General features: G+C 60.1%; 9 protein-coding genes. All 9 read left to right on the top strand.

What is annotated here, in order from left to right; translation table 11 throughout:
- Positions 1 to 16 precede the first annotated feature (16 nt).
- The gene (locus ACRRQW_RS07380) at positions 17 to 1,717 is read left to right on the top strand and encodes an FAD-dependent oxidoreductase (protein ID WP_438480633.1); all 1,701 of its coding nucleotides are present in this window, start codon (positions 17 to 19) and stop codon (positions 1,715 to 1,717) included.
- A gap of 78 nt (positions 1,718 to 1,795) precedes the next feature.
- A complete protein-coding gene (locus ACRRQW_RS07375) occupies positions 1,796 to 2,965 on the top strand; it encodes a sialidase family protein (protein WP_438480632.1) in 1,170 nt (389 codons plus the stop codon).
- Between the two features lie 11 nt (positions 2,966 to 2,976).
- A complete protein-coding gene (locus tag ACRRQW_RS07370; RefSeq protein ID WP_438480631.1) occupies positions 2,977 to 3,900 on the top strand; it encodes a dihydrodipicolinate synthase family protein in 924 nt (307 codons plus the stop codon).
- 121 nt (positions 3,901 to 4,021) lie between these two features.
- Complete coding sequence (locus ACRRQW_RS07365) at positions 4,022 to 5,143, top strand: substrate-binding domain-containing protein (protein ID WP_438480630.1); 1,122 nt, start codon at positions 4,022 to 4,024, stop codon at positions 5,141 to 5,143.
- A 110-nt stretch (positions 5,144 to 5,253) separates the two neighbouring features.
- Positions 5,254 to 7,599 carry a TonB-dependent siderophore receptor gene (locus ACRRQW_RS07360; protein ID WP_438480629.1) on the top strand — a complete coding sequence of 782 codons (2,346 nt, stop codon included), beginning with the start codon at positions 5,254 to 5,256 and terminating at the stop codon, positions 7,597 to 7,599.
- A 125-nt stretch (positions 7,600 to 7,724) separates the two neighbouring features.
- On the top strand, positions 7,725 to 8,558 hold the full coding sequence (locus ACRRQW_RS07355; protein WP_438480628.1) for a hypothetical protein: 834 nt from the start codon (positions 7,725 to 7,727) through the stop codon (positions 8,556 to 8,558).
- A gap of 166 nt (positions 8,559 to 8,724) precedes the next feature.
- Complete coding sequence (locus tag ACRRQW_RS07350) at positions 8,725 to 9,834, top strand: sialidase family protein (RefSeq protein ID WP_438480627.1); 1,110 nt, start codon at positions 8,725 to 8,727, stop codon at positions 9,832 to 9,834.
- A 13-nt stretch (positions 9,835 to 9,847) separates the two neighbouring features.
- Positions 9,848 to 10,954 (top strand): substrate-binding domain-containing protein, encoded by a 1,107-nt coding sequence (locus ACRRQW_RS07345; RefSeq protein ID WP_438480626.1) that lies wholly within the window; start codon positions 9,848 to 9,850, stop codon positions 10,952 to 10,954.
- 154 nt (positions 10,955 to 11,108) lie between these two features.
- Complete coding sequence (locus ACRRQW_RS07340) at positions 11,109 to 14,243, top strand: TonB-dependent receptor domain-containing protein (protein ID WP_438480625.1); 3,135 nt, start codon at positions 11,109 to 11,111, stop codon at positions 14,241 to 14,243.
- Positions 14,244 to 14,249 lie beyond the last annotated feature (6 nt).

Raw genomic sequence — 14,249 nt, 5'->3', positions numbered from 1 at the left:
GAGCCAGTTGCTCCACGTGAAATTCTTACCCCGTTTACGAGCGTTGGCTCGCGTGAGCTTGGCGTTGGCGATTCCTCAAATTGCGCTGTGCGCAGCAAACCCTATCCCGCTGGAGGTGGATTTTTGCGTGTATGGCGGCACTTCCGGTGGCGTGATTGCCGCGGTGCAGGCGGCGCGCTTGGGCAAGCGCGCGGTGGTCGTCGAACCGGGGCAACACCTGGGCGGCATGACCGCGAGCGGTTTGAGTTGGACGGATGTCGGTGACGCCAGCCGCGTGCGGGCCGTGAGCGGCATGGCGCGAGAAGTGTATGAACGCATCGGCGCGCATTACGGTCAGAAACCCGGCTCTGCGTTTGAAGTGCTTTCCGTGGAAGCGCAGAAAAAACTAGGCGTCGATTACGACAAGCCGCCCGCCCTCGCGTTTGAGCCCAAGGTGGCGGAACAAGTGTTTGAAGAAATGGTGCGCGCAGCGGGCGTGACCGTGCTGCGTGGTGCGCAGCTTAAAAGCGTGCTGAAAGAAGGAGCGCAATTGCGAGAGTTGATCACGACCGATGGACGCGTGGTGCGGGCAAAAATGTTTCTCGATGCGACCTACGAGGGCGACTTGATGGAACTCGCCGGCGTCAGCCACACGGTCGGCCGCGAAGCCAACGCGCAGTATGGCGAGACGGTTAATGGCGTGCAGCACCCGGCCACGCGTGCGCCAGCGGGCAAGTTCACCGTGAAGATCGATCCGTATGTCGTGCGCGGCAATCCCGCGAGCGGTGTGCTGCCGTATTTGTTGCAGGACGAGCCGTTGGGCGAAGTCGGCTCGGCGGATGCGCGCGTGCAGAGTTACAACTACCGCGTGTGTCTCACGGACGATCCGGCGAATCGTATTCCGCTGACGGCGCCGGCGAATTACGCCGCGAAAAACTACGAGCTGATCGCGCGCTGGATCGAGTCGCAGTTGGCCAAAGGCGGGAAGCTGACGCTGCGCAGTTTTCTCAAATACGATCCGCTGCAGAATAAAAAATACGATTTCAACAATCGCTGGGCGATCTCCACGGATTTCATCGGCGGCGCGCATGCCTACCCGAAAGCCGATGCGGTGACGCGCGTGAAAATCGCGCAAGCCCATGAAGACTATCAGCGCGGCTTTTTCCATTTTCTTGCGACCGATTCACGCGTGCCAGCAGCGGTGCGCGCAGAGATGGCGCGCTTTGGGTTATGCAAAGATGAGTTCCCTGACCACGGCGGCTGGCCGCATCAGATTTATGTGCGCGAAGGCCGGCGCATGGTGAGCGATTTCGTGATGATTGAGTCGCATTGCACCGGCGCGCGTGTCGCGCCGCAGTCGATCGCACTCGGCGCTTACGGCACAGATATGCACGCGGCGCGGCGGATCGTCGTCGATGGCCAGCCGGTGAACGAGGGCACGAACTCCGTCCCCGTGCCGCAGCCGTATCCCATCGGTTACGGTTCCATCGTGCCGAAAGCAGCCGAGTGCGAAAACCTGTTCGTGACCTTCGGCCTCTCGGCGAGCCACGTGGCGTTCGGTTCCATTCGCATGGAGCCGGTATTCATGGCGCTGAGTCAATCCGCCGCGCACGCCGCCGTTTTGGCGATCGAGAAAAAATCCTCCGTGCAATCCGTCGACTACCCGCAGCTGCGCGCGAAGTTGCTGACGGCCGGGCTGGTCTTGGATTGGCCACCGGCTGCTGTCGTGACACCGTGACCGGCTCCACGACTGGACTGGAGAACAGGCCAGTCGAAGCCATTTGTCCTGAATCTTCCGCTGCGCCTTAAATTTTTCATGCCCCTCCTGATGTCGCTTCGCCGCGCGTTTGCGCTTTGTCGTCCCTTTGTCGCTGTGCTCGGCCTCGCCAGCGCAGTCGTCTCGTCCGCCGCCCTGGAAAAAACGGTGGTGTTCCAATCCGAGACGGAGGGCTACAACACGTTCCGCATCCCGGCGATCGTCAAGGCGCCCAACGGTGACCTCCTCGCGTTTGCTGAGGGCCGCAAGGACTCGCGCTCCGACACGGGTAACATCGATTTGCTGATGAAGCGCTCGAGTGACGGCGGAAAAACCTGGGGCGCAATCCAAGTTATCTGGGACGACGCCGGCAATACGTGCGGCAATCCTTGCCCGGTGATCGATGAGAAAACCGGCGTCATCTGGATGCTCAGCACGCACAATCTCGGCAAAGACAAAGAATCCGCGATCGTCGACGGCACGAGCGATGGTGGCCGCACGGTCTGGGCGTTCTCTTCGAAAGACAACGGTGCGACCTGGAGCCAGCCGCTCGACATCACCAAAACCACCAAGAATCCCGCGTGGACGTGGTATGCGACCGGTCCCGGCATCGGCATCCAAATCAAACACGGCCCGCACGCCGGCCGCCTCGTGATTCCTTCCGATCATAATTTCCGCGACGAAAAAACCAAAAAATCCGTCCACGCGTCGCACGCGATTTATTCCGACGACCACGGCGCGACGTGGCAGCGCGGCGAAGCGATTCATCCCGACATGAACGAGTGTCAGGTCGTCGAACTGTTCGATAACAAAGGCACGCTCTTGATGGACATGCGCTCCTACCGCGGACTTGCGCAACGCGGACAAAGCACCAGCACCGATGGCGGCGCGACGTGGAGCGCCATTACCCACATTCCTGCGCTCGTGGAACCGATCTGCCAGGCGAGCATCGTGCGCTGGGAAAACGCCGGCGGCAAAAAGCCCGGCTGGCTGTTGTTCTCCAATCCCGCCGATCCGAAAAACCGCCGCAACCTTACCGTGCGGGCGAGCGACGATAACGGCGCGACGTGGTCGCGCTCGTTCGTGCTGCACGCCGAAAAAGCAGCTTACTCGAGCCTCGTGGTGCTGAGCGACACCGAGGCTGGCTGCCTTTACGAAATTGCCGAAAAACGTCCGTCCGAAAAAATCGTCTTCGCGCGCTTCGATACGAAAGAACTTTTGGCCAAGTAAAAACTATTTCCATGCACTCCCGTTACCGCGGCCTCGTCGCCGCACCGTTCACTCCCTTCCGTTCCGATTTGTCGGTTAATCTCGACGTCATTCCCGCCTACGCGCGCTTGCTGCGCGACAACGGCGTGAGCGCCGCCTTTGTGTGCGGCACGACGGGCGAAGGCCTTTCCTTGACGCAAGCCGAGCGCATGCAAGTCGCCGAAGCGTGGATGAAAGTCGCCGACGAAAAACTGCGCGTCATCGTGCACGTCGGTCACAATTCGCTTACCGATGCGCAAGAGCTCACGCGGCACGCCGCGAAGATCGGCGCGTCCGCGGTGTCCGCCTTCGCACCCTGTTTTTTCAAACCGCGCGATCACGATGAACTCGTCGATTGGTGTCAGCGCCTCGCGGGAGCCGCGCCGGGTTTGCCGTTTTATTATTACAACATTCCGTCGATGACCGGCGTGAGTTTGAAAGTTGCGCCGTTTTTGGCGAAAGCCGCTTCGGTGATTCCGTCGCTCGTCGGTGTGAAATACACGCATGAAGACATGCCCGACTATCAGGAGTGCGTGAAGTTCGGCGACGGTCGCTACGACATCTTGTTTGGCCGCGATGAACTCTTGCTCGAAGGCTGGCAGGCGCAGGCTTTGGGCGCGGTGGGCAGCACGTATAATTATTCCGCGCCGCTCTATCTCCAGTTGATCGAACACCTGAAAGCCGGCCGCGCCACGGAAGCGCGCGCGCTACAGGACAAGGCGATCAAGATGATTGCGATCTGCAACGGCGTCGGTGTTTCGCATCTCGCGGCGTCGAAAGCGCTCATGGGGTTGCTCGGGGTCGATTGCGGGCCGACGCGTCCGCCGGTGCGCGCGATCAGCGCGGCGCAATTTGCGGATTTGAAACAGAAGCTCGAGCGCATGGGTTTCTTCAGCACCGCGTGCAAAGCGGCGTGACGGATCGCGGGCGCGGGTGATTCCAAATTTCGGGTGTGCTTCGCGACCTCACTTTGCGGTGGCCTGGCGGTTTCGTGACTGGGCGCCGGCCTGAAATTAAAACTCTCAATCCACCCCGCACATGCCCTATGAAAGTCACATGTTGAAATTGCCCCAACGGCAGTCGCTGGAAAAACAAACCGCGACGGTCTTGAAAGAGGAGATCTTGCGCGGCACGTGGCACGACTGGCTGCCGGGCGAGCGCAGTTTGTGCAGCATGCTCCAGGTGAGCCGGCACACGTTGCGCGCCGCAATCGTGCAGCTGCGCAGCGAAGGTGTGATTAGCTCCGAGCAGGGTATCGGCAATCGCATCGTCGCGCGCGAAGGGAAACCGCAGAAGAAACTGAAGTCGCAGGATGTCGGTCTGCTCATTCCCGGCGCGCTCGAACAATTGCGCCAGACCCACATTCTCTGGATCGATGAATTACGGGCGATGCTCGCGGAGCGCGGCTGTCGCCTGCACATGTTTTCCGGTTTGAAATATGCGACGCGCGACCCGGGCCGCGTGTTGCAGCAACTGGTGGCGCGGCACGCGCATGCGGGCTGGGTGCTGTTACTTTCGGGCGAGGGCGTGCAGCGCTGGTTCGAAAAGCAAAAGGTGCCGTGCCTCGTCGCGGGTTCGATTTACGACGGCGTCGATCTGCCCTGGTGCGATGTCGATCACTACGCCGTGTGCCGCCACGCCGCCGGTTTGCTGCTCGGGCGCGGGCATCGTCGCGTGGCGTTGCTCACGCAAAAATCGCAGCGTGCCGGTGACATCGCGAGCGAGAGCGGATTTATCGAGGGCATGAAACAGTCGTCGTATGACGGCGTCGACGTGATGATCGGCTACCATGAGGCGAATGCGCAAAGCATCGCGCTCGCCCTGAAACGCCTGATGCAGCGCCAGCCCGCGCCCACCGCGTTGCTGGTGTTGAATCCAAACCATTATCTGACGGTGCTGAGTTCGCTCGCGCGCCTCGGGTTTCGTGTGCCGGAGGATGTCTCGGTGCTCTCGCGCGACGGCGAACCGTTTTTCTCCTACCTGATGCCGCCGCCGGATCACTATCGGGCCCTGCCGAAGCAGTTCGCGAAAATGCTGCTCATGCCCGTGCTCCAATTATTGGAAGGCGGCACCATCACGAAGCGGAAATTGAATATGATGCCCGATTTCATCGCAGGGCAGTCGGTGTCCACCGTAACCCAGAAGAAAGACGAGCGTTAACAGGTTCGTAGTCCGAACCAGTGAATGTTCGTTGAGCGCGGCCGGTAGAAATAAAATCTCCGTGAAAACCCTGCGACGGCGCAGAGGTCACGACCAACCCCATTCCCCTCATGAAACTGCACCGCATCACTCTTGCGGCGGCGACCACGTTGCTGGTCTCCAGCCTGTCTTTTGCTCAAACGGCTCCGGCCACCGCGCCGGCCAAAACCGCCGAGCCAAAACAAGTGCCGGTCGAAACGACCACCGGCACCGAGCCGAAGGAAAAGGCGCTCGAACTCGACGTCTTCCAAGTCACGACGTCGGCCGACGTCGGCTACACCTCGACGAACGCTGCCGAAGCGGTCCGCATGAACACGCCCATCGAAAACATTCCGATGAATGTCACGGTGTTCAACCAGCAGTTCATGGAAGATTTGATGGCCACGGACACGAACGACGTCCTCGAATTCGACGCCGCCTCCGTCAAGCGCACCGAGAACGATGGTTTCCTTTCTCGCGGCAATTCCAGCGTCAACAGCACGCTCCTCAACGGTCTGCCCCAAACCTCCGGGTTCGGCGCGCAGCCCCTCGCGAACATCGAGCGCGTCGAAGTGCTCCGCGGGCCGGCGGCCATTCTTTTCGGCACGGGTGGCTTCGGTGGCGTTTATAACCGCATCACCAAACGCGCCGGCTTGAAGCAATTCGTCAACACGCGCGGCATCTTCAGCGACGAGGGCGGTTATCGTTACGAAATCGACTACAACGCCGGCGCGATTCCGCACACCGGGAAAAAAGTGCTTTTCCGCCTCAACGGCGTGTATGCCCGCAACACCACTTGGTTCGGCACCCGTAAGATCGAGGAAGCCATCGCTCCGACCATTACGTGGAACATCACCCGCAAGACTTCGCTGACCGTCGATTACATCTACAACTTCGCCGAAACGCAGGCGGTGTGGGAAACCCCGTTGTCGCTCGGCGATCCGCATGGGTTCACTTTTGCAGACGGCACGTATCACTTCACCCCGCGCAAAACCAATTGGGCGGTGCCGGAGGATTTCCGTCGCAACACGCGCACGTCGTCTTCGGCTGATTTCCGCCACGCGTTTACCGACAACCTGCAATTCCGCGGCCAGTTCCAATATGAAACCCGCGAGCAGGATCTCGTGGAAACCGTTTCCAACGGCAGCACCGTTTCCATTCTCCGCGACACGGTCTTGGTCGGTCGTTACTGGCGCATGATCCCGCGCATCACCCGCACTTACCGCACCCGCAACGAACTCGTCTGGAACGTGGAAACCGGCCCGATCAAACACCGCTTGCTCGGCGGCTTTGCGTGGGACGAACAATACGACGACCAAAAGACCTACCAGGCCGCGCAACCGGGCACGACGGTCAACGGCACTTTCAATATCACCTACGCGCAGTTCCTCGCCAATCCCGCGCTCGCCGGTTACACCTCGGCGTGGCTGCTGCCGGTCAACATGTTTGATCGCGATGCCGAACCGGATGTCCCGCCGGTTTCGCAACGCGTCATCGCTCCGCTGACCGCGTATGCGCGCAATCACACCAGTTCCACGGAGTATTACGCCAACGACGTCTTCTCGTTCCTCAACGATCGCGTTTACGTCATGGCGGGTATCCGCCACAGCGAATTCGATCGCGCCACGCAAAACCGTCGCACGGGCGCCGGTAATACGGCCAGCATCGCGACGACGTATCCCACGGTAAACGCCACGGCCGAAGCCGATCCCTACACGCTCGGTGCGGTCTGGCATCTCACGGCCAACAAACAGTTCAGCCTCTACGGAAATATGAACTCTGCGTTCACGCCGGATTTTAACGTCAATCCGGATGGCTCGGGTCGCGAACCCAACACCGGCGACCAGAAAGAAATCGGCCTGAAGTTTAACCTCTTCAGAAACCGGATCCAAGGCACCTTTGCTTATTGGGAATTGCTCTCGAACAGCAACGTGGCCGATCCGGATAATATCGGTTACACCATTCGTGCCGACGGCGCGCGCAGCAAAGGCTACGAACTTAACTTCAGCGCCAACCTGACCAAACAATGGTATTTGATGGGCGGTGCGTCGCAAACCGAGTCCCTCACGGCGCAACTCGTGCCGATCGATTTGCAGCCCAAGTGGCGCTGGATCGCGGTGAGCAGCTACAAATTTGATTCAGGCAAACTCAAGGGCTTGGGGCTCACCGGCACCTACAGCTACACGGGTGAACGCGGGCTGACCAATTCGACTGCGCGTGGCGAAACCAACTGGGGACCGGCCCCGGGCTATGGGCGGGTTGATGCCGTCGTGAGCTACCGTTTCAAAGTGCCGAATATCAAACGCGCCGCCTGGAACGTCTCGTTCAAGGTCGCCAATATTTTCGACGAACAAGACGGCTACTACGTCCTCGCTTATCACCGCTACACCACGAATGCCGGCCGCACCTGGCAGGGCTCCGTGGGCGTGAAGTTCTAACGCGCCCTTGGCTCGATGAATTCTCACACCGCTTCGGAGGTTAACTTCGAAGCGGTGTTTTTGTTTCTGCGAGTCCACTTTGATGACCATTCGTGAATCCACGCTGGCAAAGATGGCTTCTCCCCTTGGCGCTCACCGGGGTTCCTGCGATGGGCACCAGCGTAATCGATATCCTCGTGGGCAAGTCCCAAGTCGAGGTGATCACCTTCACGCAGTTAACTCCGGCCGGTCGCGCGCTGACCGCAGCGACTCCGCAAAACCCCGTTTACTACGTGGCCGCGACGAGCGGGTTCAAAGACCTCGGCGCTTCGAGTGCGGGCGAAGCAGCGCTATCGAACGACGAAGCCATTCGCACAATTTCGAAAGCGCTCGCGGGGCAGGGCTACTTGCCGGCGAGCGGATCGTCACCTGCGCCGAGCCTGTTGCTCGTATTCACGTGGGGCACCTTAAACGTGAACTCGCTCGATGGAGATGAAGCCGCGGATCCAGACCGTCAGCTAAATCGTCAGCAAAGACTCCAGTTTGTCGGGGTGGGAAACATGAAGTTGTTTGGCTGGTCTGCCTATGAGGGGACTGAGTCGTTCGTCAGCCTCGGTCTCTCGATTGCCGACGCCGAAAAGTTTCAGGCGCTGGCCTCGCAAGACCTCTTTATCGCCTGCGTGTCGGCTTATGATTTGGAGTCGGCCAAGCGCAGCGAAAGGAAACGGTTATGGATCACCCGCATCAGTTGTCCTGCATCCGGATTTTCGTTGCACGAGGTGATGTCTACCATGCTGACCGTGGCCGCGCCACACCTCGGCCGCGAAACGAAACCGCCGGTCTGGGTTAACGCGTCCGAGCGAAAGACCGAAGTCAAAATCCGCGACCTGAAGGTGCTGGAATATTTGGAAAACGGAGCGCTGCCGGTGCTCGAAGTGCAGAAAAACAAGCTACCCGCCGCGAAGAAAGCGCCTAAGTAAGCGAGCGAGCGCCCGAAAAACATTCTGCGACGGTAAACCAGTAAGCTTTTCACGCGAGGTCTGGACGGCAGACCAGTGAAACAAATTCGTGTCGTGTCAGGCATGTGCGAGGTTGTTCGCACCCCTTTGTCCAGACCGCGTCGGTTGCTTTCCCCTGTTACGCCTCATGAATAAACTGCTGTTGTGTGCCGTCCTCTTGCTCGGAACCTTGCCGTGGGTGCAGGCGAAAACAGATCCCCGCCTCCTCGCGCCGTTCACAACCCTTGAGATAGAAAAACCCGGCGCGCCCGCGACCTCGATCGTGAAACTGCCCGATGGTTCGCTGATCACCGCCGTGAACAACACCACGCTGACCAGTCGCGACGGCGGCAAAACATGGAGCGACCGCCGACCCATTCTCGCCGAATCCACTGAATCTGCCCCCGCGGGAACGCCGTCGGGCACCATGCGGCTCGTCCTCACGCAGGCGAATACGCTCGTGTTGATCTGGCGCGACAAACGCGTGGACGATTGGGATCAGGAAGGCGTGCTCGGCGCGAAAGCCGCCGGCTCCGTGTGGAGTGTGCGCAGCACCGACGGCGGCAAAACGTGGACGGACAAAACCAAAATTTTCGGCGGCGTGTGCGGACATCCGCCGATCAACCTCATCCAGGTCAGCAACGGCAACCTTGTCGTGCCCGTGCAGTATTACGCATCGCATCCGCTGCGTTGCGTGATCCAGCCCTACGTTTCGAGCGACGACGGCAAGACGTGGCGCGGCAGCAACATCATCGATCTTGGTGGCAAAGGCGACCACGACGGCGCGTTCGAGCCGACGCTGGTGGAACTGCGCGACGGTCGCGTGTGGATGCTGATTCGCACGAACTGGGATAAATATTGGGAAGCGATCTCCGATGACCACGGCGCGTATTGGCGCACGATTCGTCCGACCGCGATCGAAGCGTCGAGCTCACCGCCTTACCTGCAACGCCTCGCGAGCGGCTGCTTGGTGTTGTTCTGGAATCGCCTCTATCCCGAGGGAAAATCCGACTACAAGCGGCGCGGCGGGAAATATTCCGAAGTCGCCGGCAGCTGGCACCGCGAGGAAATTTCCGTCGCCACCTCGAATGACGAAGGCGCCACGTGGAGCCAGCCCGTCATCATGGCGCGCGAAAAAAATGTCTGGCTCTCGTATGTTTACAGCTTCGAGCCGGAGCCGGGAAAACTCTGGATCTTCAGCGGGCAGGGAAAAATTGCCGCGACCGTCCTCGAAGCCGACTTGCCCCGCGCCCGCTAGGGTGAGCTTGAAAATGGCCGTCGACGCACCCGCCCTCAAGTTGCCCCAGCGCCAGTCGTTGGAGCAACAAACCGCGGTCGCGTTACGCGAGGCCATCGCGCGCGGCACGTGGAAAGACTGGCTGCCGGGCGAACGCGGCTTGTGCGACATGTTGCAGATCAGCCGCCACACGCTGCGCGCGGCGCTCGGGCAATTGCGGGAAGACGGCACGGTGTTTTCCGTGCAAGGCGTAGGCCATCGTGTCGCCACCGGCTCGGCCACCACCGGATCCAAGGCATTGGCCGCACAAGAGGTCGGATTGCTGATTCCGGGCGATCTGGAGGAATTGCTCCCGACGCAGGTGATGTGGATCGACCACTTGCGCGCCATGCTCGCCGAGCGCGGCTGCCGGCTGCATTTATTTCACGGACGCAAATTTGCCCAACGCGACCCAGCGCGCGCGTTGCAGCGGTTGCTGGCGCGGCACGATCACCGGTGTTGGATTTTGCTGCTGTCGGGCGAACCGGTGCAGAAATGGTTCGAGCGGCAAAAAGTGCCGTGCCTCGTCGCGGGCAGCATTTATGCGGGCGTGAATTTGCCGTATTGTGATTTGGATCACCACGCGAGTTGCCGGCACGCGGCGGGCGGCTTGCTCGGGCGCGGACATCGCAAAGTGGCGCTCGTGATTCAAAAATCGCGCCGCGCTGGCGACATCGAGAGCGAAGCCGGGTTTACCGAGGGCATTGCGAAATCCTCGCATCCCGACGCGGAGGTGATGATCGCGTATCACGAAGCGACGGCAGCCAGCATCACCAACGCACTCAAGCGCCTCATGCACCGCGCGCCTGCGCCCACGGCGTTGCTCGTCGTGAATCCGTTCCATTACCTCTCGGTCGTGACGAGTCTCGCGAAGATGGGCCTGCGCGTGCCGGACGATATCTCGGTGGTGTCGCGCGACGGCGAACTCTACATGAATTACCTCGTGCCTTCGCCGACGCATTACCGCATCGAGCCGAAAAAATTCGCCAAGGCGCTCCTCGTTCCAGTCCTGCAGTTATTGGCAGGTCGCGCGATCGCGAAGCACGCCACGCACATCATGCCGGAATTCAACGCCGGCCAGTCGGTGGGTTCGCGGACGTAGCGCGTGATCGGGCGAAGCGGTTGCGGTTCGCGCACCAGACCAGTGCTCCTCGCTCGTCGCCTGCGGTTCAAAGGCTGAACCTTGGCAGACCCTAACCCCCGATCGCTTAAACCTGCCGTGCACTGCCGCGGCGTTTTTGACCGTTTTACTACCCATGTCTTCGCATAACCGTCTATCGATTCGTCTGCTCGAGAAAATCTCACGAGCGTTCTCCGTTCTCGCCGTGGTCGTGGCGACTTTTGCCGCCGGTCTGTCTGTCCACGCGCAACAAGCCGCCGCGACTGGCACGGTCGTGGGCCGCGTATTTAACGCCTCCACCAATTCCGCGCTGCGTAATGCCAGCGTCTCTTTCGAAGGCAGTGCCAAAACCGTGCTGACCGAAAGCGATGGTTCCTACGTGTTGGATGACGTTCCCGCCGGCGACGCGAAAATTCGCGTGAGCTACGTCGGGCTTTCATCGACCACGGCGACGGTCACGGTGGCGGCGGGCGGGCGGGCGGAGCGGGATTTCGATCTGCGGGTGGGCGACTCCTCGCGCATCGAGGTCGAGACGGACAGCAAGACGGTCGAACTCGAAAAATTCACCGTAGTCGCCGATCAAGAAATGAGCGCGCAAGCCATCGCGATGAACGAACGTCGCAGCGCGCCGAATATCAAACAGGTGGTCGCTTACGATGAATACGGTGATCGCGCTTCAGAAAATATCGGCGAATTCCTCCGTTATCTCCCCGGCGTCGGCATCGAAGACAGCGGCCAGCAGGCCAGCACCGTGACGCTGCGCGGCTTCCCGAGCGCGAATACCAATATCCAAGTTGACGGCGCCGACATCGCTGGTGCCCGTGGCAACAGCCGCGCCCAATCGTTGCTTGATGTGCCGATGGGCAACATCGAGCGCGTGGAAATCAGCAAGTCCGGCATGCCCGATCTTCCCGCCGCCGGCATGGGTGGCTCGATCAACCTCGTGACGAAAGGCGCCTTCTCGGCCAAGCGTCCGGTGTTTAATTACCGCACCTATTTCCTGATCGATAGCAAAAGCAGCTTCGATTTCGACGCCGGCCCTCGCGGTCTGTCCGACAAACTAAGCCCGAACTACAAGCAGCCGTCGTTCGACTTCAGCTACATTTTGCCGATCAATAAAAAGTTCGGCATCACGGTCGGCGCTTCCCGCACCTGGCGCATCAAGCCCATGGAAAGCGGTGACAACACCGACACTAACGCGGACTGGAATTACACCACCGGCGCATTCCGTCAGGCGACCTGGTTCACCTTGGATCAAATCTTCCAAACGTGGAACGCGCAATTCGGTGCCGATTGGAAAATCTCCAATCGCAGCCAGCTCAGCTTCAGCTTCCAGCAACGCGGGGTTTCCAGTAACATCATGCGCGAAAGCGTGGTCATTAATTTCGCCGCCGGCGCGACGGGTGATCCGACCTTCGTGCAAGGCGCCGCGACCGGCGTGGGTGTGGTGCAATACGCCGCCGGCCCGAATCAGGAAACCGGTTCTGACACTTCGCACGCCACGCTGAAATTTTCGCACAAGGAGCGCGACTGGCGCTTGGATGCGCTCGCGGCCTACTCGTTCTCAACTTCGTTTCTCGACGACATCGACAACGGCCACTTCAACGATGCGCCTTCCAACTTTTCCGGCCTGGTCATTCGCGGCGAAGGCATCGGTGAAGACGAAGCGACCATCCCGGTGCGTTACAGTGCAACTCGCGCGGGCGTGCCGGTTAATATTTTCGATGCCGGCAATGTGACGATCGGCAATCCGACTTCGGCGCAGAATCATATTTACGCTGAAAAATTCACCGGCCGCGCGGACTTCACGCGCACCTTTAATGGGCGGTTCCCGGTCACTTTGAAAACCGGCGTGTTCGGCGAACGTCTGAATCGCGACACCGATTCCGACGCGATCAACTACACGTTCACGCCGAACGGCCTCACGACCGCCGCCGCCAAGCAAGCCAGCCTCTTCCCGGTATTCGACGAAGAATTTCTAGCGACGAATCCCACGGTGTTTGGTGCGCCGATCCGCTACCTCAGCGTGCGCAAACTCTACGAATTGTATCAGGCGAATCCGTCGTGGTTTCCGATCAACCAAGCCACCACGCACAATACGCGCGCCACAGGCAGCCGTGAAATCACGGAGACGGTTTCCGCCGCTTACCTGCGGGCGGACGCGCACTTCTTTGATCGTCGCCTCTGGTTCATCGGCGGCGTGCGTTTCGAAAAGACCACGGACGACGGTTTCGGCGTGTTGACGGATCCGACCGCGATTTATCTGCGCGATGCGGCGGGCAATTTTGTCCCCGGCAGCGCGCCCGGTGGTCGCACGTTGATTTCGACTGATCCGTTGGTGCAGGCGCAGCTGACGAACGTTCGGAAAGGTGCGCACGTGAAGAAAAGTTATGATGACTTCTATCCGAGCGCGAATCTCACGTATCTCATCACCGAAAAACTTTTGGCGCGTGCGGCCTACTACGTGACGATCGGTCGTCCGAATCTTAACTTCATCACGCCAGGCGTCACGATCACCGACTCCACGTCCGCCACGCCGAGCATCACCGTGAATAACACGGCGCTCAAACCGCAGGAGGCCACGAGCTACGAATTTTCACTTGAGTCCTATCAGATCAAGGGCGGCATCGGTTCCATCGGCGTCTTCCAAAAAGACATCAAGGATTTCTTCGGCCAGATCACGCAGGACGCGACGCCCGAGTTGTTGGAGTTCTACAATCTTCCGGCGGAACTGCTGCAGCTGAATCCTAACTACGACATCATCACGCGCATCAACGCCGGCGATGCGAAGGTCACCGGGTTTGAATTCAGCTACAAACAGTCGCTGTTCTTCCTGCCCAACTTCATGCGCGGCATCTCCGTGTTCGGCAACGCGACGAAGCTCGAGCTGTCCGGTAGCAACACCGCTGATTTCACCGGGTTCGTGCCCGAGACGTTCTCCGGCGGGATCGAACTCATCCGCCCGCGCTTCTACGTGAAGTTAAACGTCACTTATCAGGGCGAAACGCGCGGCGCGCTTCAGGCCGTCAGCACCGCCAACGGCATTCCCGCCGGCACCTACGCTTATCAAGGCGAACGCACGCGCGTGTCGCTGAGCGCGTCGTATTCTTTCAGCAAGAAGTTCGCGGTGTATGGTTCGATCTCCGACATCAATGGCCGCTACGATGTGCTCACCCGCCTGTATCCCGACGGTGCTCCTGAATACGTGAAAGACCGCCGTCGTCAGGAACTCGGCGCAATCATCAACGTCGGCGTCAAGGGCACGTTCTAAACCACT

This window comes from Oleiharenicola lentus, assembly GCF_051660365.1.
Classification (GTDB): Bacteria; Verrucomicrobiota; Verrucomicrobiia; order Opitutales; family Opitutaceae; genus Lacunisphaera; species Lacunisphaera lenta_A.
This window is presented reverse-complemented; position numbering and strand designations above follow the sequence as displayed.

Bases quoted from the DNA above. Each gene is read 5' to 3' on its own strand.
- ACRRQW_RS07360 (WP_438480629.1), top strand. From the start codon at position 5,254: ATGAAACTGCACCGCATCACTCTTGCGGCGGCGACCACGTTGCTGGTC.
- ACRRQW_RS07370 (WP_438480631.1), top strand. From the start codon at position 2,977: ATGCACTCCCGTTACCGCGGCCTCGTCGCCGCACCGTTCACTCCCTTC.
- ACRRQW_RS07345 (WP_438480626.1), top strand. From the start codon at position 9,848: ATGGCCGTCGACGCACCCGCCCTCAAGTTGCCCCAGCGCCAGTCGTTG.
- ACRRQW_RS07350 (WP_438480627.1), top strand. From the start codon at position 8,725: ATGAATAAACTGCTGTTGTGTGCCGTCCTCTTGCTCGGAACCTTGCCG.
- ACRRQW_RS07375 (WP_438480632.1), top strand. From the start codon at position 1,796: ATGCCCCTCCTGATGTCGCTTCGCCGCGCGTTTGCGCTTTGTCGTCCC.
- ACRRQW_RS07340 (WP_438480625.1), top strand. From the start codon at position 11,109: ATGTCTTCGCATAACCGTCTATCGATTCGTCTGCTCGAGAAAATCTCA.
- ACRRQW_RS07365 (WP_438480630.1), top strand. From the start codon at position 4,022: ATGCCCTATGAAAGTCACATGTTGAAATTGCCCCAACGGCAGTCGCTG.